This window comes from Hanstruepera flava (assembly GCF_023634025.1).
GTDB classification, from domain to species: Bacteria; Bacteroidota; Bacteroidia; order Flavobacteriales; family Flavobacteriaceae; genus Hanstruepera; species Hanstruepera flava.
In genome coordinates, this window is record NZ_JALJCW010000002.1 from 383,865 (window position 1) to 408,786 (window position 24,922).

A 24,922-nucleotide genomic window follows, 5' to 3' on the forward strand; every position below is an offset into this window, starting at 1 on the left:
ATTGGTATGTTGTATCTTTGTAACACACTTTTTTTACGTCTTTAGTATGAATATTCCCAAGTCCAATTTCCCAAGACTAGTTATAGTTGGAGGTGGTTTTGCGGGCATTAATTTGGCAAAATCGCTTAAAAACAAACCCATTCAAGTGGTTTTAATAGATAAACATAATTACCATACCTTTCAACCCTTGTTGTATCAGGTGTCTAGTTCGGGATTAGAGCCAGATTCCATTGCCTATCCCTTGCGAAAGATTATTAAAAAATCTAATAACACATTTTTTCGTTTGGCCGAAGTTGAAGAAATTGAGCCAGACGATAACCGTATTAAAACTACAATAGGTGAAATAACGTATGATTATTTAGTGTTGGCCACAGGCACCAAAACTAATTTTTTTGGTAATACAGATGTTGAAAAATACAGTATGCCCATGAAAACGGTTCCTCAAGCCCTAAATATTAGAAGTTTAATTTTGCAGAATCTGGAAAAAGCGACCATAGCTAAAACAGAGGCGGAACGTAAAGCCTTTTTAAACTTCGTAATTGTTGGGGCTGGACCAACAGGAGTCGAGCTTGCGGGAGCTATTGCCGAACTAAAGAACCATATCGTGCCACGTGATTATCGCGATTTAAATGCAAATGACATGCAAATTCATTTGTTGGAAGGTGCTAATCGGGTGTTGCCACCAATGAGTGAAGAGGCTTCTGTTAAAGCCAAACAGTTTTTAATAGATTTAGGGGTTCATGTGCATTGTAATACCTTGGTTAAAGAATACAATGGAAAAAAAGTAGAAACCAATACCAATTTAGAGTTGGAATCCGAAACCTTAATTTGGGCTGCTGGTGTAACAGGAAGTCCGGTAAAAGGCTTGTCAGCAAATTCATTAATGGAACGTTCAAATAGGTATAAGGTTAACCGCTATAATCAGGTAGAAAATTATCCAAATGTTTTTGCTTTGGGAGACATCGCATATATGGAAACCGAAGCTTTTCCAAAGGGACATCCACAAGTTGCTCAACCGGCAATTCAACAGGGTCAATTATTGGGCAAAAATATCTTAAGATTAATAGCTGATAAACCGATGCAAAAATTCAAATATAACGATAAAGGTTCTATGGCTACAATTGGAAGGAATAAAGCCGTTGTCGATTTAGGGAAGGTAAAGTTCGGTGGTTTTTTTGCATGGTTCGTTTGGATGTTTATTCACCTCATGGCACTCGTAGGATTTCGAAATAGAGTGGTGGTTTTCTTTAATTGGGTGTACAATTATATTAATTTTGACAAAGCAGCACGCTTAATTATCCGTCCTTTTCACAAGGTAAACCAATAGTTTAATGTTTCGCATTTAAGTATTTGATAAACAATTGTTTGAATATAAACTATAAATAAAATCTATTATTGTTTTAGTAGTCCAAAAACGATAAATAGTTGTGCAAAGGCGTATGTAAACATAATACTTATATTTGAAAACGCCAAAGGGGTGTAAAATTTGTTGACAGCAAGTAAACTATCTGAAATTAAAAATAAAATAGCGCCCAAAAGCACAAAATAAAAACTGATTTTCGGTACACGGCCTTCACGTAAAAATGCTGTTGTTGCCATAGTTAGTATAACGAGCATATATAAAAATACCGGTAAAAGCATCGCCTCTAAATTGTCTTTTAAAAGCCAAAATAATCCAACGCCATACACTAATAAAATACTGGTAAAAAGCCATGGTGATTTGCTGCGATTTCTAGCTTTTAGAAATACAAAAATATAGAGGATATGCGCGATTAAAAATGACGCCAATCCAGCCGTAAAAAAGTGAGCTGATTGATTGACAAACATGAGTGCAATATCACCTAAAAGTGAAAAGAATAAAGCACCAATAGTGAGTCGTTTTAGAGCTAAAGGTATGGGCTTACTTTGGGTATAATAAAAGACCAACAAGGCTATAAGTAATGAGGGTTTTGCAAAATAGTGCAAAAAGGAATGATATTCAGCGGTTATCATTTCAAAACAAAGTAGAATGCAAAATAAAGCGGCAAATAGTTTTTCAATTTTGGTTAGCATGATGTATCTTTTCTATCAAAAATATGCAATTCAGTATTAAAATTTGACAGTTCGGTGTGTTTTAGTTTGGTGATTTAAGCCAATACCGCAATTTTGGGGCATCAATTGAAACGAACAGTAACAAACAATCAAAAATGAAAATACTAACCAACCTATTATGTGTGTTTTGCGTGGCTATGGGTATTGCCCAAACTGAAATATCAGGAGTTGTTGTCGATTCCAAAAATCTACCTATTGAAGGCGCTAATGTGTACTTAGAAGGCACTTACGATGGAGCCACTTCTGATGAAAAGGGCTCTTTTTCGTTTAAAACAGAAGAAACAGGAAACCAAACCCTTGTGGTTTCATTTTTGTCTTTTGAAACCTATCAGAAATTGGCAGATGTCAGTGTATTTAATAAGATAACAATTAAACTGCGCGATGATGTTAATGCTTTAGATACGGTAGTAATCTCGGCCGGAACATTTGAAGCGGGAGATAATAGTAAGGTTTCTGTTTTAAAACCCCTGGATGTTGTTACTACAGCAAGTGCTTTAGGTGATTTTGTAGGTGCCTTACAAACTTTGCCTGGAACAGCTACCGTAGCCGAGGATGGCCGATTGTTCGTACGTGGTGGTGATGCCAATGAAACCCAAATCTTTATCGATGGCATTCGTGTGTTTACACCATTCACACCAACAACCAACAATATACCAACACGGGGTAGGTATTCACCTTTTTTGTTCGATGGCATAACCTTTTCTACTGGTGGTTATTCGGCTGAATTCGGTCAGGCATTGTCCAGTGTCTTATTGCTGAATACCATTGAAGAACCCGATCAGGAGAAAACCGATATAGGTATTATGAGTGTTGGTGCAGCTTTAGGCCATACCGAAAAGTGGGAGAACAGCTCATTGAGTGTTAACGGCTCTTATATTAATCTAGCGCCTTACATTGCTTTGTTTCCCGATAGAAATGATTGGGATAAGCCCTTCTACGGAGGTTCTGGCGAAGCCGTTTTTAGACGAAAGTTCAATTCAGGGATGTTAAAACTCTATTCCGCTTTTGATGCTGGTGGATTTGCCTTAACACAAGAGGATATTAATTTTCCTGAAGGGGTATATACCAAATTAAACAATAGCAATCTGTATTTTAACGGCTCGTATCGTGGCATGTTAACAGATACGTGGTCTATTTTTGGAGGTATGAGCTATACATATGCCAAGACCGATACACAATATATTACGGATAATATTGTAGATACAGAAAACTCTATTCATGCCAAGCTCAAGCTTAAACGACGCTTTAGTAGCCGATTTAAGCTAAACTTTGGTGCCGAATATTTTGCAACCGATTTTAACGAAAACTACCGTAATCCATTTACCGAAGCTATTAATTACGGTTTTAATAACAACATTGCTGCAGGATACACCGAAGCCGATATAATTTTCTCGAAACAATTAGCTTTAAAGGCCGGTTTGCGCTTGGAGTATAGCCAATTATTTAAGCAGCTTACCCTATCACCACGCATGGCTTTGGCCTACAAAACAGGTCAAAACAGCCAAATATCCCTGGCCTATGGTAATTTCTACCAAAACCCGAATAGCAGTATTTTAAAGTTCAATCAAGATCTGGTTGCCGAAAATACCCAGCACTATATTCTAAATTACCAGTTAAATCGTGAAGGACAGATTTTTAGAGCCGAGGCCTACTATAAAAATTATGACGATTTGGTAAAATACGATACCGAGTTTACCATGTTTAATAGTAATTATACCAACAATGGCTCTGCATATGCTAAAGGTCTCGATTTGTTTTGGCGCGATAATAAAAGCATTAATAATGTGGACTATTGGGTAAGCTATAGCTATTTAGATACCGAACGTGATTACCAAAACTTCCCCGAAATGGCAACGCCAAGCTTTGCCAATACGCACAACCTATCTATTGTAGGGAAATATTGGATTGATGACTGGAAAAGTCAGGTAGGCATAAGCTATACTTTTGCAACTGGCCGCACGTATACCGATCCTAATTTGGGTGGTTTTTTAAACCAAACAACAAAAAACTACAACAGTATAAGCATGAACTGGGCTTATTTAATTACCCAGCAAAAAATATTGTATCTATCGGTTAACAATGTCTTGGGCACACAGAATATCAATGGATATCAATTTGCCAATATGCCAGATAGTAATGGGTATTACAACAGTCGAGCCTTAAAACCAGCAGCAGATAGCTTCTTCTTTATTGGCTTCTTTTGGACGATTAGCGAAAACAAAACCGATAACCAATTGGACAACTTATAGAACGTCATGCTTAATCACCAACTGACCTATAGTTACCAAGCCAATCAGAAGTATCAAAACCAATGAAATAACTCGGAATTTTGTTTGAGGGATATAGACCAAAATCTTTTTACCAATGTACGAGCCTACAAGCCCAATGACAAACAAAAAAGGCACATACGTCAAGAGGTCGCCTTGTATATAACCATTTTGGTAATAAACAAAAGTTCTGGAGAAGTCTATCATAAAATCTATAAAGGCCGACGTAGCAATAAACACACTCTTTTCCAAGTTAAAAGCGGCCATGGTCAAACCTCTTATCGCACCACCAGTACCTAACAAGCCTGCCGAAAATCCGGAAAGTGTACCACCAATAACAGCATTCTTTTTGTTGGGTAGTACAATCACTTTGCTTTTAATCAAAAAGTACAAACTAAAGACCACCAAAAACACACCTAGAAAAATTTCGAGGTACCTGCTATCTAAATACTTCGATAAAAACCCGCCTATTATAACAAACACCACTGATGGAATCCCAATGTTCACTAATAGTTTTTTGTCCAATCCTTTACGAAACAGGAAAATCTTACTCAAATTACTGGACAAGTGGAACAGGGCAGTAAGCCCTAAAACTGAATAAAAATCGAAATAGAAATTGGCAACAGGTACAAAAAACACCGATGAACCAAAACCACCAATAGTACCAACTATTTCAGCAATTAAAGCTAGAAACAGAAAGATGTAGCTTATGTCACGCACGCTATTATTTCAGTTTCATCAATAAGTATGATAATCCCATGGCACTCGATTTAGCACGTTGCTCATTGGTTGAAGAGCCGGCATGACCACCTTCGGTATTTTCATAATAGTATATAGGGTGGCCCATATCCAACATTTTGGCCGCCATTTTACGGGCATGTCCAGGGTGAACACGATCGTCGCGGGTTGAAGTATAGAAAAATACCTCGGGATAATCAGTGTCTTTGTGGACGTTTTGGTATGGTGAGTATTGCTTTATATAAGCCCATTCCTCTGGAATATCTGGATTCCCATATTCGCCCATCCAACTAGCACCAGCCAATAGTTTGTTATAGCGTTTCATATCCAATAGCGGTACTTGGCATACCACAGCATTATAAAGGTCTGGGCGTTGTGTAAAACCAACGCCTACCAATAGGCCACCGTTACTGCCACCCATAATGCCCAAATGTTCAGGAGAAGTCACCTTTCGGGCTATAAGGTCTTCGGCAACAGCATGAAAATCGTCATATACGCGTTGTCTGTTTTCCTTTAAGCCAGCTTGATGCCATTTAGGTCCAAACTCACCACCACCTCTAATATTGGCTAATACATATACGCCACCATTTTCTAGCCAGTTTTCACCCATAGAACCCAAATAGAAAGGCGTTCGCGATACCTCAAAACCACCATAGGCATTTAATAGGGTAGGATTACTACCATTAATAGGCATATCCTTGGCGCCTACCACAAAGTACGGTATTTTGGTGCCGTCTTTTGAGGTGGCCATAAATTGTTTCACTTTGTACTTATTACCATCAAAATAGGCTGGTAACGATTGGAAGGCTTTAACCGTATTGTCTTGGGCATTGGCACTGTAAAGGGTTTCAGGTGTTAGAAAATTTTCAAACTGAAAGAAATAAGCATCAGAGAGTTCATCAGTGTCTACTACCGATAAATTACCATAATCTGGTGCTTTAACCTGCTCACTAGTCCATGCTGTAGCATTAAACGAATAAATGTATAATTTGCTTGTTACATTGGTTAACAGGTTTAAAAGCAATTTGTTTTTGGTAGTAGAAATACCAGAAACACTGGAATAGGCATCGGGTTGATAAATTGCATGTACTGTGTGCTTACCATCCAATAAATCAGTCATGTTTAAGCTTATTATGGCACCTTGTTTAAAGGTTTGTCCAGCAACTGTCCAATCGGACTTTAAATCTAAAATCAACTGATTATTTAAAATACCACTGGGTGCGGCATCATCAGGAATATCTAGCGTCACCATGCTGTTATTGTGCCATACTTTTACACTTCGGGTGTAAAAGGTAATAGCTTGGTACGCCATAACATAGCTTTTCTCTCCATCGCGCATAACCGCTCCCCAAGAGCCTACATCGGTTGAGTTGCCTTCATGAATAAGCTTGGCATCTTTTAATGCTGTACCGCGTTTCCACAGTTTAATTTGGTTGGGGTATCCCGATGTGGTCATGGTATTGTCGCCAAAATTGGAAGCAACTAGTATAGTATTTTGGTGTACATATGCAGAATTCCCTTTGGCTTCCGGAATATAAAAACCGTCTTCAATAAATTGTTTGGTATTTGCGTCAAACTCTTTGGTAACCACAGCATCGCCACCACCTTTGGACAGGCGTACCAAAAATCGGTTATAGTCTGGGTGTAAACCGCTGGCACCTTTGTATACCCATTTTACATCATCTTGTTTCGAAAGCGCATCAATATCCAAAAGGGTTTCCCAGTTAGGGTTTCCGCTTAAATAATCGCTGCGTAAGGTTCTACGCCAAATACCTCGTACATGGTCTTTATCTTTCCAGAAATTGTATACATAATCACCATAGGTTGTTGGGTAAGCAATGCGGTCGGTAGAATTGTAAATGGCCAAGGCCTTATCGTAAATATCTTGATAATAGGATGTGCTGGTAAGCTTATCTATCGTTTTTTGGTTTTGGGTGCTTACAAAGTCAAGGGCTTTTTCGCCATCAACCTCTTCTAACCACAAATACGGGTCGTCTTGGGCATATAAACTCATACTCATACATAATAATAGTCCGGAAAGTAATAAGGATTTCATAAGGTGTTGGTTTTTAATGGATTTTAAAGATACGAATAAAAGGTGTAGGCAAAAACAAAAAAATAATTACACCAAATAGGGAGTTAATGAAAGAAATGTTTATAGTTTTATAAGCGACTTGTTTTATAAATCCTATACTCGCCAAGAGCTTTTATGTCCTGAAGGAAGGACCCTAAAACGTTGTCCTAAAATTGTTAAAAGGAGGAAAGCAAGAGCAAGATGTTTGTTTAGTTAAATACGTTCTCAAGCTTCCAAAAAGTAATTTCTGGCGGACCTGCTAAAAAGTTAACCGAATTAGCCATAAATGCTTTCATATAATCCGTTTCCATATGTTCAGTGTTATAATAATCCTGATCTTCCCACTCTTCGTAAAGTAAAATGTTTGTGTCGTCTTTGGAGTCCACATGAATCTTTATTTTAACAAAATGGGGTTCTTGTCTAACTTTTTCAATAAGACTGTTAAATTCTTCCAGAGCCTTTAAGCCTTTTTCTGGTTGAGTTTTAAATTTTAAAATAACAATAGTATTTTGATTAATACTGCTATCTCTGTTGTTTTCTGATGATTGACATCCTATTAGAACTAGGGTAAAAGCTAGTAACATTACAACAAGACGTTTAACTTTAATTATTTCCATATTTATCAATAAATTATTTGGTGTTGTGTTTTAAACTTTCTGCCAATGATGTGCTGATACCACCAGTTACGAATTTAATTTACGTAATTTTTGGTTAATAACATATGGTCAACATTGTTGGCACTATATTTAAAAATGGGTTAATCGAGATATAATCTCTTTATGGTCAGGGAACAAAGAAATCAAGTCGTCTCTCGATTTTAACTCAAAGTCTTCAAAACTAAATCCAGGCGAAACAGTACAACCAATAAGAGCATAAGCATTCTGGTTTATCGCTTCAGCAGCAAACCAACTTCCTCCAGGAACAACAAATTGCGGAACTTCTCCATTTTTAATATCTATTCCAATAACATGTTTATGATATACGCCTGATTCTGATATTACATGAAGGTCAATAGGCGAACCATCGTAAAAGTGCCAGATTTCATCTTGCTTGATTCTATGAAATGCCGAAAAATTATCTGAAGTCAATAAAAAATAAATGCATGTTGAATAGTTTCTTTTTCCTGTGTAAGAAGCACCTAAATGACTTTCGTCAATTACCCCTTTGCTTCTATAAGTCTCTTTAAAAAAACCACCTTCTGGGTGAGGTTTTAAATCTAATTTAGAAATTAAATCATGAATAGCGTTTTTCATCTTTAATGGTGTTTTCAAGAACCCTGAATATAATATGGGTTGAGTTAAGCCTCATAAGTTAGCAAATAAAACCGAATAGAAATCAGCTCTTGTCATGGCCTTTATAAGATTTTTAGAGACTGATGAGTGCTAGCAATGGCATACTACCAGTGTTATAAGTCCATTTTTAATCGGTTTACAAATTCATTTTTTTTATCAACGTGCAATGCTAGATTTTTGTATTGGCGTTTAATTCCATAGAGTCCAAATAGTATACTTTCTTGATGTAATTTAATAATAACATTATGGCTTTCCAGCTCTCCTAAAAACGATAACTTTCTAGTTTCCTTGTTTAATTCAATATCTGTTGATGAAACCGCTATGCTTTTAATATTTTTTAAATCAATAATTGTTTCGTTCATAATTCCATATCGAAGAAACAGTTTGCCTTTTTCAATTAAAATAGGTCTTTTGTACATTGATTTTAAGAATCCAAAAAGCTGGATTATAGAATATGTACTTAAGCACGTTAAAATCCAAGCGGCAACAATACTCCATTTAGCCAGAAGAATATGGAGCACCACTGTTTCTATTGTTATAATAAGCATTATTGCAATAAGCAAGCTTACTGTTCCGCTTTCTTTGTGGTAAGAGAATTCATTGTCATTTAGTCTTCTTTTTTTCCAATAAATAAATCCGTAGTAAAAAACGGCAATTTCTGTTACAAATGGAATAATTGCAATTTTAGGAAGTAGGTCTGCACAGGTGTCTTTTAATGTCGTGAAAAAATCAGCGCTTTCTTTTTTTACCAGTCTATATTGCTTTAGGGCTTTGCTAACATTGTAAATTATATACCATACTATTGCGATTTCTATAACAGGAAATACCCAAGTCTTAAAAAGTTCAAGATAGTATTGGTTTTGTGGTGGAATTATTAAAGCACAGACTATCATTCCAATAACTAAAAGCGGTACTACAGTTATCTTTGGAACACGTGTTTTTCTAATAAGCAGATAGTAAATAAAGGGTACGGTTAGCAACAAATCAAATGTAATTGCAGTCGATAGGCTCTTTGGGTATTCTTCAAAAACGGATGATTTTGTAATAAGTATCATCATACCAATAATCAACAGGGGTATTCCAATAATTAATACATTCTTATGTAACCTTATTAATTTGTCCATTAATTATTTAATATCTAATTCTTACTGTATATCTCGTTACGCGAAAATCTATTTTTGCTAAACTTCCAACATCTTGTAGAATTTTCGGCATAAAACCAACAAACCATAAAAAGTATATGCTGTTGTCCATTGGTTAGTTACACGCTTTACGGTTTAATAAAGCTATAGGTTCTTGCATTTCGGTCTTTAAATTAGCTAAATGCTGTTTCTGTCTTATCAGCATAGCTATATACACAACAAGATTATCCTGAAACTTTAAAAATATGGGATTATCAGGTTCATTTGTCCAATTGTTTTTTGGCAAAAGGGCAATATGTTTTTCGTCAAGCTCTCGCTGAAGATAATCAATATCTTGATATCCAAATTCAGATATTAACTCAAAATCACTCATTCGGTCAAGAATAACATCCCTATTTTCTTGAAGTAGATTTAAAATATTGTTCAAAAATGTACTATGCTGTATAAGCCTATTTTTAAGTTCTAAATCCTTTAACAGCTTTAATTGTCCTGAAGATGTTATATCTTCAAAAGCAATATTACTGGGTACAAAAACATCTTGTCTTAAGGCCAATACAAATTTGTTAAGGATGTCACTTCTGTTATTCGGTATGTTGTTTAAATCTAACAGCAACGCTTTACAAAGCTTAATTTTGTAAGTTGTGAGTTCGGTTGTTTCATCAATTAATTTTTCATTGAGTTCAAAATCGTCTAAAATTCTACAGTAGTAGTCTGCTTCTGTAATTCTATTTTTTCGGTTTTCATTCCAGTTATTAATCTGAAGGGCAATCAGTATTCCAATTACAACGAGCACAATCTCACCTAGGGCATATTTAAAATACTTACTGGTTTTTCCTTCTGATAGTAGTTGTTGGCGAATCTTTCTAAAGAACTTAATCATTGTTTAGTTGTTTCTCTAAAGTTAGAATAATTATTTAATTCCCATTTAGGATACCAGTGCAACGAACTGGCGAAGCAATTCAGTTGCAATGGGCTATGCAAGGTGTTGTACACCGTATTTATTTGATTCATTTCGAATTGTTTTTGCTAAATCAACCAAATCACCTTTAATAAAATTTGGAGAAACACATAATGGAGTGCCATAAAACTTATTATTTAATCGCATCAAAACCGTTTAAACCAATTTACATTGTCTAAATATTCTTTTGGGTTTTTGACAAATATTTGTATGAAGCTTGATCGATTAACAAGAGATAATTCATAACTGACAATATCTTTCCATTTGATTAATTGACCACCAATTACGCTAGAATTATCATAAATTCCATTGCGATTAATAATTAATCCAGGATTTGTATCAAATAATTTAATTATTCCGAAAGCACCAGTCATTCCAAAAAAAAGAATAGCTAATATTCCGATTGATTGTGGTAAGAGAGTACTGAAATTAAATTTTAATCCACAAGCATATAGCATTCCAATTCCTCCTAAAACAAATAGTAACGAACCTATTGTTACAAAGAAGATTTTTAGTTTGTTGAGTTTGAAGATTATATTTTCAGATTGAGTGCTCATAATAGTGTTCCCAACGTTCTCGTATAACCGTCAGTAGCGGGAATAAAGTTATTATTTTTTTGGTCAGACTTTAGCAAATTTTCAGGATTAGGCAAGAACAAGCAATTAGCCCGAAAGAGTCGTTCTCTGGCAGGTTACTTGTAGCTATTGTTTTGTGTTCGTACTTTTATTCCGATTTATGTACCTCAAGTTCTATTTCTACCATAAATTCAGGCAATGCTAATCCTTTTACTTCAAGCCAAGTACCAGTTGGAAATCCGTTTTTATAAATTTCAGCTCGATAAGCTGATTTTTCGAGCATTTGGGCCATATCTGTTGTAAAAATATCTTCTTTTACCACATCGTCAAATGTGCAACCAAAGTGTTTTAATATGCTTTCCAAATCTGCGTAGCAGTTTTTCATCTGCTGTTCTATATCGCCAACCGCAGTTGGATTTCCGTCATCGTCCATACTTACTGCTCCAGAAATTTTAATGCTATTTCCAATTTTCACAGCGTGGGAATATCCGTAAGCTTTTTCTACCTCTGGACGCAAGAGAAAATATTCAGGTTTTTCAGATTCAACTATTACTTTTTTTTTCACTTCTTTAGTTACTTCCTTTGGTTTTTGTTCACAGCTTTGAAATGCATAAATCAATACGCAGAGTGTTGCGAGAAAAGTTAATTGATTGGTTAGTTTTTTCATAATTCTGATTGTTTATTGCCTACATTGGTCGGTTTTCGGCTTTCCCGTTATTTATTGAGTTTCGTCTTTCTATATAAAGCACAATGGTCTTGGCTAAGAGTAGTTGCGTGTTTCAGCAACTAATTTAATTAAAAATTACAGGCAATAATTCAGCGCGAGGATTTTCTAATGATGAAAATCAGAAGCAATGAATTATGCACGTTGTTGGCACAGTATTTTTAATCAGATTTTTGTTCAATGAACTGTATTACATTTTCGTCTAAATCCTTAATTATAAAATACCTCAAATTAAATTCTTTGTCTTCTGTAATTCCTAAAACTTCTGTAACATTCATTTCTTTAATTTTTTTATAAATCGAAGCAATATCAGGAACAGAAAATGCGATTTTAGAAAATCCAATTAAAGGTTTGTTGTTTAGATTGTAATCAGCAACATATTCATCAATTATGAAAGATGTTTTTTTTTCCATTAATTCAAGCTGAAAATATTCTCCTTTCAGAAAGTTAATTTTTAGACTGTCATATTCAGGAAAAGCCATTTCTTTATAAAGTTTCAGTTCCAAAAGGTTTTCATACCAATCTGTGGATTTTTCAATATCGCTAACTACTATTCCAATTGTATGAGGCTTAATAGATTGTCCAAACGAATATGAAGAAGTAATGATTAGGCATAAAATGAATAATACATTCTTTTGCACTTTGTTTTTCATAAGTTCTTTTTATTGTTGCCAACGTGTTTCTATATGTTAGTTACGTGGTTTAAGAACGTAATTTAGTAAATAAAAACCGAATAGAAAATCCGCAAGACACGAGCACAAAGTGCGAACTGTACGCTGGCAAATTTTCTTAAGTAGGCTATAACTAGCAATAAATTATATACGCTGTTGCCAGTAGTTTTTTTATTCGAAAAATCCCTTTGATTTCAAAATAGTCTTTTTCATTATCTCTAAAATATCATTTGCATAGTAGCCATAGATAGCTTTAGCTTTAACTCCTTTAATTTGATAATATGGTTTTGGATATTTTCTCTCAAGCCATATTGAATCTGCTCCTCTGCCAAATTTAAATATAAGGTCTTTTTCAAATTCAATGATTTCTGGCTGTTTAATTTTTACAGAATCTAGTTTTCTATAATTGAGCTTTTTGAATGGTGTAGCCCATTTTCCATTTTTTGCTTTATATACTTCATTATCTAGGTATCTTAACTTAATTAGTTTTCCACAATATTCGGCAACGTATAGTATAACATACTCGTTTTCGGCAAAACTAGCATCTCCATTTCCTCCGTGCTCATATGCAACAAATTTCATTGTATCATTTTGATAGCCGCCATATAAATTTTCAATTATTTTATAATGAGCATTATATTTTGTGGACATTGATATTACATCACAATAATTATCACTGCCTCCATAGTTGACAGTTAACTTTTTCCCTATAAAAACATATAATTTAGGCTCATTATCTTCACAAGCAATATATTCTTTACAAGGCTCTGTTTTTAGTTGAATTATGATTTTATCTTTTGAAATCAAATCAGAAACAAGATATGATTCAGAAATTTGACTCGGCGAACTAAAAGTTAATGAGTCTGTGAGTTTTGCTCTTATTTTGAATTTGTTTTTTTTGTTTGTCCAAGTGTTATAATTTTTATCTAAAAATAAGGATTCGTATTTGTCTTGATTAAAATCCCTACTGTTATCATATTTGTTAATAGTATCATTCAATGTTACAAATACAGGGATTCTATTAATTTTAGAGTTAATAGCTGTTCCTTTTATGGTAATTTTTTGGCCAAAAATAATTGATGTAGTTAGCAGAAAATAAACTAATATTAGTTTTTTCATAGTTTAATTTATAGGTCAAACATAGAAATGAAGTTTTAAAATATAAAATTCAAATGAGTGAATAGTCCATTTGATTGAGTGAACACATAAAATTGTGGATTGGTCAAATTACTGGCAACGGTTTTGGCTATGGTTTCGTTGCGTGAAAATCCGCTAGGATTTTCCGCCGTGAACCGAAAGATAGCAAATTGCAATGAATTCCGATTAAGGAATTCAGCCGCAATGAGCAATACACGTTGTTCTACGCAGTTTTTATTTTAAATATTCTATTAATAAATTCAATTCATTTTCCGAGTATTTGAAATTATGACTGTTCGCTTGGTTTCCCCATTCTTCTTTAATTGCTAAAGCGTACTTGTCTTTATTTTCGGTTAACGAATCTTGTTTTGTTATGTATAATTTTAAATAATCAACTCCAACTTTATCTACAATTCCATCTAAATAATTATGAAGTCGTCCTTTTGTAACGTGACACTTTCGACAGTCATTTAGGAATATTTCTAAACCTTTTTCAAATTCAGGTGTTCGCTCATCGTCTTTGGAAACTAAAGGCTCGTATTTTGGTTTGTCTGAATCAAATTCAGTAATTCCGTTAACTTTTAGGATGTAAAGAATTCCGAAAATCAAGACACTCGCAAGGATAGAAAATCCGAGAATGATTTTCCATAATTTCTTGATTAGTTTATTCATTCTGATGCTCAAGTATTAATTCAATTTTGTTTTCCCCAATCAGTTTTTGAATATCGCTGAAATTCATTCTTTTTGTTTTTTCTATCTCTGTTTTTGGTCGATATACTTTTATGTTTGAATAGTAACTTGCCTTACTCGCAAATGTGTATAAATCGGTCCAAACTTTTTCTTTAGTCAAAACATTTAACCTTATCCAATTCTTTCCAACAATTCCGAATTCAGATGTTTCTTCATTTACGATTATATCCGAATTTTTTGACCTGTAATAAATGGTTTGATAATCTCCATAATGGTCTTAAATTTCCATTGAGTATAGTCCAAATCCAATAAATCCGACAACTGTAATTATTACAATTCCGAAAATCAGAAGTCCATATTTTAATCCTTTGTTCATTGGTTGGTCAAATTGCGTAGAACGGTTTCGTATAACCGTCAGTTGTGGATTAAAGTTAATATTTTTTGGTTAAGCACAGATGTTAGCAAATCGAACTTGTAAGATTCATGAGCTCATAAATTTAAAATAGCTTTTCCGCGGATAAATGCAGTTATAAATTGTTGTAGTGCGTTTTTATTTCCATTATAGTTTTTCATTCAAATCTTGTCTTCCAACTATTGTTACTATTTCAACAATATTTTCATTTACTTTATAGTAAATACTGTCAACTCCACATACGCAACGCCTATAACCTTTTTTTATATAGTCAACAGATTCAAAAGAAAAAGGTCGTTCAGCAATAATGTCAAAATATTCAAAAAAAGACTTAAAATATTTGTCCGCTTGGGGCATTCCGAATTTTTTAACTCCGTAATGGTGAATCCGAATCAAGTCATTTTTCGCTTCGTTTGTCAGTTTGTATTTAGCCATTTAGCAAAGACTTTGATTGAGCTAAAATATTTTCTTTGCTGTCATTCGTAAATCCGCTATTTTCAGCTTTTTCAATTTTAGCTCGAATCCAGTCAATTTGAACTTGCTGTTTTCGTGCTTGTCTAATCAAATCGTTAACTAACTCGCTTTTGCTTGAATATTCTTTATTATCTACTTGAGATTTTAGCCATTCATCGTTTGGCTTTGTAAATGATATACTTTGTCTCGACATAATCTAATAGTTTGATGTAAACATACACCAAATTCGCATCATTTCCAAATTGTAGCCTACGGTTTTGTGTATGGCTCGTTGCGGAAAATCCACGAGGATTTTCAGAAGTAGGCGAGAACAAGCAATTAGTTATAGCCATTGTTGCCAACAGTATTTTTTATTCAATAGTTATTTCAATATAATCAAATTCATTCTGTTTGTCAAAAATCTTCATCATAAATGAATTTTCAGTATTTGATTGATATATTTCTTGGATTGACCAATTTTTTGAATTGATACTACCAATATAGTTGAACTTTTTATCCAACTCATTTGTACTGCTCATTTTATAAACATCTATAATTGAGCGATACTCGTAGTATTTTTCAAAACTATCATCATAACAAGATGAGTAAAGAATCATATATCCTGGTAAAAAAATTGGATAAGAACCTCCATCAAATTCAGAAGCCACGGATAGAGTTGAGCCACTATATGAATCAATTAAATATAATTCGCATACATCTCTACATTTTGAAATTATATGAACTTCAGCATTTTCAGAATATCCATTGTATTGGTAGCACGCTCCAACAATTTTTTCTTTACATTCAAACTTAAAAATTGATTTTCTGTCACCCATATGCAATTCAAAATCCTTTTTATAGTCAGCAGTTAGCAAGTCTTCTTTAAGGGAATTTTCATAAAAATGTAATGAATCAATTATTTTAAAATCACATTTCAAATTATTATTTAGATTCAATTCAGTCGTAGCTAAAAGTTTTTTTTCAACAGTACTGAAATCAATTGTCCTAATTGAATCATTTTGAGAATAAATGTTCATAAAACAAAATAGATTGATTAAGAATACTGTCGGTTTTTTCATATTGATGGCAACAATTGGATAAACACAGTGGTGTTTATTCCCATTATATTTATCCCTATAAGAGTGCTTTTACACCCATATAGGGCGAATAAAGTTAATAACTTCAAAACTAACCATTTCTTGCTATTTAACCTATACGTACGGGTGCGTAATTTAGCTAATAGCTCTTTAAGGTCTGCGTTAGGTCTTATTAAGGCCTCCTTAAGGTTTCCTTCAGGCCAACCCGTGATAATTCCTACAAAATACGACCTAAAAATAAGGTGCGTGTATAGCTTAAGTATGGCTTAAGTATGGCTTAAGTATGGATAGTGTATGCAATAGCCTATTCAACAAAAATGATATAAAACGGCAAAAACAGCATAAAATGGCACAAACAAAAAAAGCAACTTTAAATAATACTAGGTGGTTGGGTTCATCGTAGGCTCTTTACCAACCTTCAGGTTAAACCCAAACCTATCTGTATCGGTTGCTAGGGGTAAAGGAGGTGTAATACGGTTCCTTAATGGTTTTTAACAGGATCCTGCCCATGCACCACCTGCCTAAAATCCTTGGGCTGTTTAGCGTTCAGTAGCTTTAACCCACCAGAGGCTTTAATTAACGCTTCAAAATGGGCTTCTCGGTTTTCATATTGCGTAGCATTGGCATAGGTGGTAATCAAAATAAAGGTGTAGGGTGTCACTTCACTGGGTTCAATTTCCAACAGTTGGTAACTGGCAATATAACCGTTTGTCAAAGCAGCCTCCCGTAAGGCTTTCCAATTGTTTTCATAGTAGTACAGGGTTTCTGCATGGTTGTTGTTAAGTACGGCAACAAAATCTACAGATGATAGCTTGGTGTCGTTTTGGGCAAAGCCGGTCATACTTAAACCCAAAGCAAAACAAATAAGTACAAAGTGTTTCATGGTTATACGTTTTTCGCTTACTAATGTATTAAAAGAACACACACCTTACCGTTAACAAAATACTAATACCCAAAGGCCTATAGGATAAACATGACTTATATCATAGTTTTTGGCTTAAATGCTAACTAACTTTAAGTCAGTAAATAGCAATATTATGGAAACTAAAAAGAATCCCAATCTGGAAATAGGTAGAAATAGCAGCATCTACTTTGCTATTGGCCTAAATATCATGCTGTTCTTTACATGGCGTGGTTTAGAATACAAATCCTACGAAAAAGACGATTTTGCAATGGAAATATTGGATATAGGCGAAGAAATTGAAGAAGATATTCCAATAACCAATTTAGAGGCACCACCGCCACCACCACCGCCACCAGCCGCTGCAGCTCCTGATGTTATAACTATTGTTGAAGATACCGAGGAAATAGAAGAAACGGTTATTGAAAGCTCTGAAACAGACCAAGACGATGAAATCGCCGACCCTATTGAAGTGTCTGATGTAGCAGTAGAAGAAGTGGAAGAAGAAGTGTCTGTACCGTTTTCTGTTGTAGAAAACGTACCCATCTTCCCAGGATGTAAAGGGAAAAACAATACAGAACTGCGTAATTGCTTTGCCCTAAAAATGAACGAGCATATTAAAAAGCATTTTAAGTACCCAGAGTCTGCACTGGAAATGGGTGTGCATGGTAAAGTATTTGTATTGTTTGCTGTAGATGCTAATGGTAACGTGAGCAATATTAAAACACGTGGCCCAGACAAAAAATTAGAGGAAGAAGCATACCGCATTATTAGTTTGCTGCCAACCATGGAGCCTGGCAAACAGCGCGGAAGACCTGTAAAAGTACCTTATAGTATTCCTATACATTTTAAAATACAAAATTAGTTTCCTGCTTTTAAAGCATCTAATTTAGCTTGCGAATAGCCATTTCCGCCATTGGTGGACATGGCTTTTTCGTAGGCCTCAATAGCCTTGTCGGTTTGGTTAACAGCCGTATAATAATCACCTAACGAATCGTAAACATTAGAACTGTTGGGATAGTTTTTAACGTTCAGCTTAAAAAAAGCTTCAGATTTGTCGTTCATGTTTTGGCGTAAAAAGGCATAGCCTAACTGATTGATAACGGCCTCTGGTGGCAATAATGTGTAGCCCATTTTTTGTGAGGCCCTTGCATAATGGTTTTCAAAAGCGGCTATAATACGTTCCGTGGTTATATCGTCTTCCATAATTCGCGGAATAATGTCGCCCATATCATACCAGGAAAAAATATACCGCAAACCGTCATACGTGCTAATTAAAGGGACACTGCCATGGGAGTCATCATTATAATACTTGTAATCAAATGCCAATCTACTACTGCTATTGGGAACAACTTGAGTAGAAAATTCCAAGATATCGCGAATGTGTTGCGTAGTACCTGTAGTATCTTGCATAACAGTGTTGACATCTATCCCAGGTGCCATGGTATTGGCAATACCCACAAATACGGTTTCCGCACTGTAATTGTTGCGGTTTAAGAGTACTTTAGATTTGTTGAGTAAATCAGAATGGGCCCACCACAAACTTGGGTCAATAGCAATATAGGCATTAAACAAGTCTGGGTGGTTTAAAAGGGTATGTAACACAGTTAATCCACCAAGCGAATGACCAATAAATAACCGATAAGGTGTTGTAGGGTAGGTTTCATCAATGTAGGGCATAAGCTCATCAGATATAAACTTAATAAAGTTTTCGCCACCACCAGTAACGTTTAAGGCACCCATGCTGCCATCGGCCACAGGTGTTAAGTCACGCATACGGTTAGTGTTGGGAATACCAACTACTATCATTTTGGGTATAAGGGTATTACCATTAATGGAGCTTAATTGACGTATCATACCAACCACAGACGGAAAGTGCGCACTGCCATCCAACAAATACACAACAGGAAAACGCTCTCCAGAATTAGGCTCTGTATTGGGTACATGAACCCAAAGTCTACGGTCTTCATTCAGTATTTGAGATGAAATAGTATCTATAGACCCAATATTGATTTTTCCATAATCTATATGTTGTGCAAAAGTAAATGGTACAAAAAACAGGAATAAAAGGGCAATAGATAAACGGGATTTCATGGCTTAAGTATTTTAAACGAAGGCTTTCATGGTCGATTTGATACCATTAAAGTAAAGAAAATTAATGGCGAATAGATTATATTTAACATTTCATCATGAAAAAATAACAGTTCGGTGTATTCTATTTTATTTCTCTGTAAATGGTGTAGATATTTGTCCTATCAATTTAAACGAACAGTTACAATATATTTTTAAAACTCGAATTATGAAAAAACTATTACTAACCGTATTTGCCCTAGTAGCATTAACAGTGCAGGCACAAACACCATTTGAAAAAGGAATGCAAAAGGCCTTTGCACTTTGGGAATCTGGAGACATGAATGCAGCCGAACAACTTTTTGAACGTATAGCTAATGCTGAAAAAGACGAATGGTTGCCTTATTATTACGTGGCACAGATTAATAGCTTAAAAAGCTGGGAGGAAAAAGATATTAATGTATTAAAGGCACAATTGGACAAGGCCCAAAACTATATAGATCAGGCCAAGGCCATTAGCCCTAAAAACCCCGAGATTATGGTCATGCAAGCCCACATATATACCAATTGGGTGGCTTACGATGGCGCAACTTATGGCATGAAATATGGCGGCATTGTTTCAGGAATTTATAGCGAAGCCTATACTATAGCTCCTAACAATCCCAGAGTGGTTTACAATAAGGCAGAATGGGAAATGGGAAGTGCACGATACTTTGGTAACGATACAGCACCATATTGTAAGGACATTGAAAAATCCATAGAACTTTTCACTAACTTTAAACCGGAATCACCTTTTGCCCCTAATTGGGGGAAAGAACGTGCCGAACAAGTATTGGCAGAATGTAAACAATAAGCCTTTAAGCAGATAGATACCTATGAACAAACATGTGAAAAATATTGTTATCACCTTCTGTATTGGAGTTGGTGTTTTTATAATTGGAAACTTCATTTCAGATGGTTTCGAATTTGAAAGTACAACCGACTTTTTTATTGAATTTTTGTTCTATCAGCTATATACATTTGTGTTGGGGTATTCCAATATGTACTTCTTTGGGTATTTAGAGTCTATTAATTGGAAGAAGACTGACAGGATTAAACGGTTGACAATAGGTATCGTAGGATCAGTAGGTATTACCTTAATGGGATTGTTTTTGCTTCGCATGGGAACCTCATTGTATTATTTTGGTAATACATTTCAACAGTTTTTAGAGCACGAAACCTTTAGAGCCTATCAATTTGGACTGTGGATTACCCTAAGCATCGTAATCGTATTTCACATCATTTACTTTTACAATAAGTATCAGCAGAACAAAATAAAGGAACAAAAAGTTATTGCTGGTACAGCTAGTGCCAAGTTCGATGCCTTAAAAAATCAGTTAGACCCTCATTTTTTGTTTAACAGCTTAAATGTATTAACCAGTTTAATTGATGAAAACCCAGATAACGCGCAGCGGTTTACAACAGCCTTATCCAAAGTGTACCGATACGTATTGGAACAAAAAAACAAGGACTTGGTTTCGGTAGATGAGGAATTGGACTTTGCCCGAACCTATATGATGCTCCTTAAAATGCGCTTTGAAGATAGCATTGTTTTTGAAATACCCAAAAAAGCATCAAATCCAGAAAGTAAGGTAGTGCCTTTGTCATTACAATTGTTACTGGAAAACGCGGTAAAACATAACACGGTAACATCCAGTAAGCCCTTACACATTAAAATTTATGAAGACCATGGCGACTTAATTGTAGAAAACAATTTTCAGCCCAAACAAATTGTAAAAAAGAGTAGTGGTGTAGGTTTAAGTAATATTATGCAACGCTACCAATTATTAACAAATAGAAAAGTAAACATCAATCAACAAGCAAACCGTTTTGCAGTAGCAATACCAATGCTTACAAAACAAATATCAATTATGGAATCAAATTATTCAAACAGTAAAGAAGAGGCTTACTATAAAGCTAAAAAACGGGTAGAGGAAATAAAAGGTTTCTATGGCAATGTCATTTCTTTTATGGTAGTAATCCCCTTTTTAATTTTTATTAATTATAGAACATCATGGGATTTTCAATGGTTTTGGTTTCCTATTTTGGGCTGGGGAATGGGTATTGTATTTCATGCTTTTGGCGTTTTTGGATATGGCAGAAACTGGGAAGAGCGTAAAATTCAAGAAATTCTAGAGAAAGAAAATCAACGTAAAAACTGGAACTAATGGAAACGGCATTCGAACAACAAAAACGATTGGAACGCGCTAAAAAACGTGTTAAGAAAATAAAAGGGTTCTACTCACACCTATTGGTGTATGTGGTTATAAATATAATGATTGTCATTATCAACGTTCAAAACTTGGAACCAGGAGAAAGTTATTTTCAATATAAGAACTTTTTTACCCTGTTCTTTTGGGGATTGGGACTAGCAGTACATGGCCTATCAGTTTTTCTACCTGATTTTGTACTGGGAAAAAACTGGGAGGAACGCAAGATTAAAGAAATTATGGACCGCGATAAAAAACACTGGAGTTGATATGGAACAGGATGCGTTTAAACCCTACCAACAGGATAAGGCAGAAAAAAGAGTAAAAGAAATAAAAGGCTTTTATGTGCATGTGTTTATATATCTGGTTACCAATCTGGTTTGGATAATGATTTTGTTGTATTACAACCAAATGTCCAGCTATACCCAATATGGTTTTTGGGGAATGGGTTACGGTCAGGTAGCTATGGCTGTATTTTGGGGTGTTGGCATACTTTCGCACTGGTTTTTAGTTTTTGGCAAAAACATATCATTTTCAAAAAAATGGGAAAACCGAAAGATCAAGGAACTACTTGATAAGGAAAACCAGAAATGGGAATAACATAAAATCAATTTATTAGTAAATTTAAAAAGTAATGACCGTAATAATTATAGAAGACGAAAAACCATCAGCTAGGCGTTTACAACGTATGTTGGATAAATTGGATATTCAGGCCAATACGCTGTTGCATTCGGTAGAAGAGTCTATTGAATGGTTTCAAAACAACCAGCATCCCGATTTAATATTTTTAGACATTCAGTTAAGCGATGGGCTCTCGTTTGAAATATTTGAATCTGTTGCCGTTAAATCAGCCATTATTTTTACAACCGCTTATGATGAATATGCCTTGCAAGCTTTTAAATTAAATAGTATAGATTATTTGTTGAAACCTATTGACGAAAGCGAACTTGAAAAAGCAATACATCAATACCGCGACAACTTTCCGGTTAATAAACAAGTAACTTTAGATTTTAGTGATATTAAAAATTTATTGGTCAACCCCATTGAGCGTGAGTATAAAAAACGGTTTTCAGTAAAAATAGGTCACCATTTAAAGCTGGTGAATATTGATGATATTGAATGTTTTTACAGTGAAAACAAAGGAACATATTTGCATACGGTCGATGGTAGAAATTACCTTATAGACCATACTTTAGAGCAGTTGGAAGAGGAGTTGGAACCACAAACGTTTTTTAGAATAAGCCGTAAGTTTTTTGTTAACATCAATGCCATCCAAGATATAATAAGCTATACCAACTCCAGATTACAAATCAAACTGAAAACATTCAATGGGCAAGAGGTAATTGTTGCTCGAGAACGTGTAAAAGATTTTAAAAACTGGTTGGAATAAATAGTATTACTCTTCTATACGATTATCATCAAATGCCGATGGCAATAACTTGGGAATAAACTTTATGACTATAGGGAGCAGCAAAGCGCCACCTGGTAGTAAAAAAATAGCCAGGCTAGGTATAGACTTAAAAATATCGAGTAATTGGTCGTTAACCTTTTTTTGCTCGTCTTCGGTTAAATCCCGAATTGTAGACTTGGTCAAGAGTTTCATAAGCTCTTTACTTTCACGCAACTCCCTCTGCAAACGCTTACTATTTCTAGAAATTAATTTAGTAACCATTTTACTGGAGTTGTCGTAAAAAGTCTTTACAATGTTTTTAGAACTTAATAACGCTATCTTATCTTTATGCTTGGCGTAAAAGACGTTTATAGATTCCATGGCAGCTAAAACTTTCTTGTTGTCCAATTGTAAATCGGTGCCCAATTGTTTTAGAAATTTTTTCTCGTCCTTATCAATAACCGAATCACCCCAAGTGGCCATACAGGCTATATCAATTATGTAATACGATTCTTCTGGTGTTTTAATATTAGCAATGGCTTCAGCATAGCTTATTTTATGGATATGTTGGTAGCGTAAGGATTGCTCAAATAGGTTGATTAAGCTATGGTCATAGTCACTTTTTTCAACTTTGGCATTTAGGGCCTCCATGACAATGGTTTCAATTGAAGACTCAAAATTCTGAATATAGGATTCAGAAATTTCATTGCGTTCCAAGAATGTTTTATAGGCTAATATATCTGTAAACAAAAGAGCATTGGTGATAAAGTAGTTAAAGCTTTTGTCTATAATGTTGTCATCAATCTGTATGCGCTTATGAATAATTTTTTCCAATAAACCATTGGACTTCTTTTCTCCGAGTAATTCAGAAAAAAAAGTGGTTTTATGGGCATTGATTTGAGTGTAAAAGTCAATAACACTATGCGTAAAGTCGTGTTTGCTGCCTGAAATATGGTACGTATAATAAAAAGCTATTAAAAAGTTTATTTTGCAAATTTCTTCATTGGTAAAATCGTCATTCTTAATCAGGTTACCAATAACCATAATATTGCTACCATATATAAAACCACTAGACCTTAAGGCCTCATAGAATGGAGTAACCGCTATCTCATGTATGCGCTCAATGAGTACTTGGTCTTTCAGTAATTTTTTTATCCAGCCATTTGCCGATGGATTCATACCGTGAATTTTATGAAGTAAAGATAATTTTTATATCCATAAGAAAAAGAGTTTTTGGCATTAACAAAACTTTAACAAAACCACTATAGGTGTTTTTCCGTAGGTAGGTGTGAGAGTCAAAAATTAATTAACAAAAACCTCAAAATTATGAAAAACATGAAAATTTATTTGGGAATAGGCATTATTGCAATTGCTGGTTTCCTATTAGTAGCAGCCGATCATATAGATGCGCCTGCAGTATCAGGTGGTACAAGTGATATTACCGACTTTTACGCCTTTCAGGCAGAGGATACAGACAATGTTGTGTTTGTAGCGAACCTTCAAGGGTTATTGGCACCGGGAGCAACCGAAAATGCTGCCTTTGATGAAAATGTACTTATTGAATTCAACATTGATACCGATCAAGATAATGTTGAAGATCTCGTTATTCAAGCAATCCCAAGAGATGGTAAAATGTACTTTTTTGGACCAGCGGCTCCTAACTCAACGGGATTAAACAGTATAATACTAACAAGCGCAACACAATCAAGTGTTGATATTTCTACAAGAATGACGCCTGTTACAGAGGACAATGCTGGTATGAAATTTTTTGCAGGACCTCGCGATGATCCTTTCTTTATGGATTTTGCTCAATACAGTGATATTATAGCCGGAAATGCTTCTGGATTTGATAATCCAGGTAGCGATACATTTGCGGGTAGTAATGTGTTATCGGTGGTTGTTGAGGTGCCTAAATCCATGGTTGGCGGTTCAGGAACTGTAAACACCTGGGTAGAATCAAAAAGAAAACAATAAAACATTAAAGACTTAGA

At 34.8% G+C, this 24,922-nt stretch carries 27 protein-coding genes; 9 read left to right on the forward strand and 18 right to left on the reverse strand.

What is annotated here, in order from left to right; translation table 11 throughout:
- Nucleotides 1–46 precede the first annotated feature (46 nt).
- Nucleotides 47–1,327 (forward strand): NAD(P)/FAD-dependent oxidoreductase, encoded by a 1,281-nt coding sequence (locus MTX13_RS09315; RefSeq protein ID WP_250434342.1) that lies wholly within the window; start codon nucleotides 47–49, stop codon nucleotides 1,325–1,327.
- Nucleotides 1,328–1,392: 65 nt separating this feature from the next.
- Here MTX13_RS09315 and MTX13_RS09320 read toward each other — a convergent pair whose 3' ends face one another.
- Nucleotides 1,393–2,052, reverse strand: a complete 660-nt coding sequence (locus MTX13_RS09320) for a lysoplasmalogenase (protein ID WP_250434343.1) — start codon at nucleotides 2,050–2,052, stop codon at nucleotides 1,393–1,395.
- Nucleotides 2,053–2,186: 134 nt separating this feature from the next.
- On the opposite strand from MTX13_RS09320, the gene MTX13_RS09325 reads away from it, so the two are divergent.
- Nucleotides 2,187–4,340, forward strand: coding sequence for a TonB-dependent receptor (locus MTX13_RS09325; RefSeq protein ID WP_250434344.1), 2,154 nt, complete (start codon nucleotides 2,187–2,189; stop codon nucleotides 4,338–4,340).
- Here the strand turns inward: MTX13_RS09325 and MTX13_RS09330 are convergent.
- The 15 genes from MTX13_RS09330 to MTX13_RS09400 all read right to left on the reverse strand — a co-directional run bounded on the left by MTX13_RS09330 (nucleotide 4,335) and on the right by MTX13_RS09400 (nucleotide 17,204).
- Entirely contained in the window at nucleotides 4,335–5,078 is a 744-nt protein-coding gene (locus MTX13_RS09330) for a sulfite exporter TauE/SafE family protein (RefSeq protein ID WP_250434345.1), read from the reverse strand. The genes MTX13_RS09325 and MTX13_RS09330 overlap by 6 nt on opposite strands.
- 4 nt (nucleotides 5,079–5,082) lie before the next feature.
- On the reverse strand, nucleotides 5,083–7,152 hold the full coding sequence (locus MTX13_RS09335; RefSeq protein ID WP_250434346.1) for a prolyl oligopeptidase family serine peptidase: 2,070 nt from the start codon (nucleotides 7,150–7,152) through the stop codon (nucleotides 5,083–5,085).
- A 227-nt stretch (nucleotides 7,153–7,379) separates the two neighbouring features.
- Nucleotides 7,380–7,787: a putative quinol monooxygenase gene (locus tag MTX13_RS09340; protein ID WP_250434347.1), complete on the reverse strand. Its 408-nt coding sequence runs from the start codon at nucleotides 7,785–7,787 to the stop codon at nucleotides 7,380–7,382.
- 129 nt (nucleotides 7,788–7,916) lie between these two features.
- Nucleotides 7,917–8,423, reverse strand: coding sequence for a cupin domain-containing protein (locus MTX13_RS09345; RefSeq protein WP_250434348.1), 507 nt, complete (start codon nucleotides 8,421–8,423; stop codon nucleotides 7,917–7,919).
- A gap of 152 nt (nucleotides 8,424–8,575) precedes the next feature.
- Entirely contained in the window at nucleotides 8,576–9,586 is a 1,011-nt protein-coding gene (locus MTX13_RS09350) for a hypothetical protein (RefSeq protein WP_250434349.1), read from the reverse strand.
- 133 nt (nucleotides 9,587–9,719) lie between these two features.
- A complete protein-coding gene (locus tag MTX13_RS09355; RefSeq protein ID WP_250434351.1) occupies nucleotides 9,720–10,484 on the reverse strand; it encodes a DUF6090 family protein in 765 nt (254 codons plus the stop codon).
- A gap of 224 nt (nucleotides 10,485–10,708) precedes the next feature.
- The gene (locus tag MTX13_RS09360; RefSeq protein ID WP_250434353.1) at nucleotides 10,709–11,119 is read right to left on the reverse strand and encodes an STM3941 family protein; all 411 of its coding nucleotides are present in this window, start codon (nucleotides 11,117–11,119) and stop codon (nucleotides 10,709–10,711) included.
- Nucleotides 11,120–11,285: 166 nt separating this feature from the next.
- Nucleotides 11,286–11,804 carry a RidA family protein gene (locus tag MTX13_RS09365; protein ID WP_250434354.1) on the reverse strand — a complete coding sequence of 173 codons (519 nt, stop codon included), beginning with the start codon at nucleotides 11,802–11,804 and terminating at the stop codon, nucleotides 11,286–11,288.
- Between the two features lie 218 nt (nucleotides 11,805–12,022).
- On the reverse strand, nucleotides 12,023–12,514 hold the full coding sequence (locus MTX13_RS09370) for a VOC family protein (RefSeq protein WP_250434355.1): 492 nt from the start codon (nucleotides 12,512–12,514) through the stop codon (nucleotides 12,023–12,025).
- A gap of 189 nt (nucleotides 12,515–12,703) precedes the next feature.
- A complete protein-coding gene (locus MTX13_RS09375) occupies nucleotides 12,704–13,651 on the reverse strand; it encodes a hypothetical protein (protein WP_250434356.1) in 948 nt (315 codons plus the stop codon).
- A gap of 252 nt (nucleotides 13,652–13,903) precedes the next feature.
- Complete coding sequence (locus MTX13_RS09380; RefSeq protein ID WP_250434357.1) at nucleotides 13,904–14,341, reverse strand: c-type cytochrome; 438 nt, start codon at nucleotides 14,339–14,341, stop codon at nucleotides 13,904–13,906.
- 577 nt (nucleotides 14,342–14,918) lie between these two features.
- Entirely contained in the window at nucleotides 14,919–15,206 is a 288-nt protein-coding gene (locus MTX13_RS09385; protein ID WP_250434358.1) for a type II toxin-antitoxin system RelE/ParE family toxin, read from the reverse strand.
- The gene (locus tag MTX13_RS09390; protein WP_250434359.1) at nucleotides 15,199–15,438 is read right to left on the reverse strand and encodes a ribbon-helix-helix domain-containing protein; all 240 of its coding nucleotides are present in this window, start codon (nucleotides 15,436–15,438) and stop codon (nucleotides 15,199–15,201) included. The genes MTX13_RS09385 and MTX13_RS09390 overlap by 8 nt, the downstream gene beginning before the upstream one ends.
- A gap of 157 nt (nucleotides 15,439–15,595) precedes the next feature.
- Nucleotides 15,596–16,162: a hypothetical protein gene (locus MTX13_RS09395; RefSeq protein ID WP_250434360.1), complete on the reverse strand. Its 567-nt coding sequence runs from the start codon at nucleotides 16,160–16,162 to the stop codon at nucleotides 15,596–15,598.
- Nucleotides 16,163–16,802: 640 nt separating this feature from the next.
- Nucleotides 16,803–17,204, reverse strand: a complete 402-nt coding sequence (locus tag MTX13_RS09400; protein ID WP_250434362.1) for a hypothetical protein — start codon at nucleotides 17,202–17,204, stop codon at nucleotides 16,803–16,805.
- 154 nt (nucleotides 17,205–17,358) lie between these two features.
- Here MTX13_RS09400 and MTX13_RS09405 point away from each other — a divergent pair, with 154 nt between their 5' ends.
- Nucleotides 17,359–18,087, forward strand: coding sequence for an energy transducer TonB (locus MTX13_RS09405; protein WP_250434363.1), 729 nt, complete (start codon nucleotides 17,359–17,361; stop codon nucleotides 18,085–18,087).
- On the opposite strand, the gene MTX13_RS09410 is transcribed toward MTX13_RS09405, so the two are convergent.
- Nucleotides 18,084–19,316, reverse strand: coding sequence for an alpha/beta hydrolase-fold protein (locus tag MTX13_RS09410; RefSeq protein WP_250434364.1), 1,233 nt, complete (start codon nucleotides 19,314–19,316; stop codon nucleotides 18,084–18,086). The genes MTX13_RS09405 and MTX13_RS09410 overlap by 4 nt on opposite strands.
- A 205-nt stretch (nucleotides 19,317–19,521) precedes the next feature.
- Between MTX13_RS09410 and MTX13_RS09415 the strand changes: the two genes are divergently transcribed.
- From MTX13_RS09415 to MTX13_RS09435, 5 genes are read left to right on the forward strand one after another with little or no spacing between them, the layout of a single operon-like run.
- Nucleotides 19,522–20,145, forward strand: coding sequence for a tetratricopeptide repeat protein (locus tag MTX13_RS09415; RefSeq protein WP_250434365.1), 624 nt, complete (start codon nucleotides 19,522–19,524; stop codon nucleotides 20,143–20,145).
- A 22-nt stretch (nucleotides 20,146–20,167) separates the two neighbouring features.
- Complete coding sequence (locus tag MTX13_RS09420; protein ID WP_250434366.1) at nucleotides 20,168–21,499, forward strand: 2TM domain-containing protein; 1,332 nt, start codon at nucleotides 20,168–20,170, stop codon at nucleotides 21,497–21,499.
- Complete coding sequence (locus MTX13_RS09425) at nucleotides 21,499–21,810, forward strand: 2TM domain-containing protein (protein ID WP_250434367.1); 312 nt, start codon at nucleotides 21,499–21,501, stop codon at nucleotides 21,808–21,810. The genes MTX13_RS09420 and MTX13_RS09425 overlap by 1 nt, the downstream gene beginning before the upstream one ends.
- Nucleotide 21,811: 1 nt before the next feature.
- On the forward strand, nucleotides 21,812–22,141 hold the full coding sequence (locus tag MTX13_RS09430; protein ID WP_250434368.1) for a 2TM domain-containing protein: 330 nt from the start codon (nucleotides 21,812–21,814) through the stop codon (nucleotides 22,139–22,141).
- A 34-nt stretch (nucleotides 22,142–22,175) separates the two neighbouring features.
- The gene (locus MTX13_RS09435) at nucleotides 22,176–22,931 is read left to right on the forward strand and encodes a LytR/AlgR family response regulator transcription factor (RefSeq protein ID WP_250434369.1); all 756 of its coding nucleotides are present in this window, start codon (nucleotides 22,176–22,178) and stop codon (nucleotides 22,929–22,931) included.
- 6 nt (nucleotides 22,932–22,937) lie between these two features.
- On the opposite strand, the gene MTX13_RS09440 is transcribed toward MTX13_RS09435, so the two are convergent.
- Nucleotides 22,938–24,110, reverse strand: a complete 1,173-nt coding sequence (locus MTX13_RS09440) for an LETM1-related biofilm-associated protein (RefSeq protein WP_250434370.1) — start codon at nucleotides 24,108–24,110, stop codon at nucleotides 22,938–22,940.
- 147 nt (nucleotides 24,111–24,257) lie between these two features.
- Between MTX13_RS09440 and MTX13_RS09445 the strand changes: the two genes are divergently transcribed.
- Entirely contained in the window at nucleotides 24,258–24,905 is a 648-nt protein-coding gene (locus MTX13_RS09445) for a DUF4331 family protein (RefSeq protein ID WP_250434371.1), read from the forward strand.
- Nucleotides 24,906–24,922 lie beyond the last annotated feature (17 nt).